We start from the raw sequence: 964 nt of genomic DNA, 5'->3' as shown, positions 1-964 counted from the left end.
GGTGATGCCGGTTCTGGCCATTGGAATGGCGCCAACTCCTCGTAGGTCTCCGCGTCAACACCGGCGTACGCGCCTATATCAAACTCGCGGGCGCCGTGATTCTCGAAGGCCGACAGCGCTGCATGTTCAGCGAAAATCGCGGCCGGCGACGCATACGAAAACGCCTCGGCAATCCCCATCCGCTTGGCCACTTCCGCGATGATCCACCAATCGGCCCTTGCCTCGCCGGGCACCGGCAAAAAGGCGCGTTGGCGCGAGATGCGGCGCTCCGAATTGGTTACGCTGCCGTCCTTCTCGCCCCATGCGGCGGCGGGCAGCCGGACATGGGCGTGGCGGACCGTGTCGGTCATGGCCAGCACGTCCGACGCCACGACAAAAGGGCAGGCCTTGATCGCCGCCTCGACGGCATCGGCATCCGGCATCGAATCGACCGGGTTGGTCGCCATGATCCACAGCGCCCGGATACGCCCGTCGGCCACCGCCTGGAACATCTCGACCGCCTTCAAGCCGGGTTTTTCGGCGATGGCCGGCGCGCTCCAGAAGCGCTGCACGCGGCTGCGGTGTTCGGGGTTTTCGATCTCCATATGGGCGGCCAGCATGTTGGCCAGGCCGCCAACCTCGCGGCCGCCCATGGCGTTGGGCTGGCCGGTCACCGAAAACGGCCCGGTGCCGGGCTTGCCGATGCGGCCGGTGGCGAGATGGCAATTGATAATGGCGTTGACCTTGTCGGTGCCCGAGGACGACTGGTTCACGCCCTGGCTATAGACGGTCACCGTTTTCGCCGTCGCGGCAAACAGGCTGTAGAAGCGGACAAGCTCGTCCTCGCCGAGGCCCGTGGCAGCGGCGATGCCGGCAAGGTCGAGCGAGGAAGCGGCAATCGCGCCTTCGAAGCCCGTGGTATGTGCAGCGATATAGGCGCGGTCCAGAGCGTCATTTTTGCCAAGATAGGCGAGCAGGCCGGTGA

General features: G+C 65.7%; 1 protein-coding gene. It reads right to left on the bottom strand.

What is annotated here, in order from left to right; translation table 11 throughout:
• Positions 1–964 (bottom strand): molybdopterin-dependent oxidoreductase (locus tag EOA85_RS36035; RefSeq protein WP_164760172.1); only part of this gene is annotated, 964 nt, incomplete at both ends.

Source organism: Mesorhizobium sp. M5C.F.Ca.IN.020.29.1.1 (assembly GCF_003997375.1).
GTDB classification, from domain to species: domain Bacteria; phylum Pseudomonadota; class Alphaproteobacteria; order Rhizobiales; family Rhizobiaceae; genus Mesorhizobium; species Mesorhizobium wenxiniae.
The sequence above is the reverse complement of the archived record's forward strand: the minus strand, read 5'-3'. Positions and strand labels throughout refer to the sequence as shown.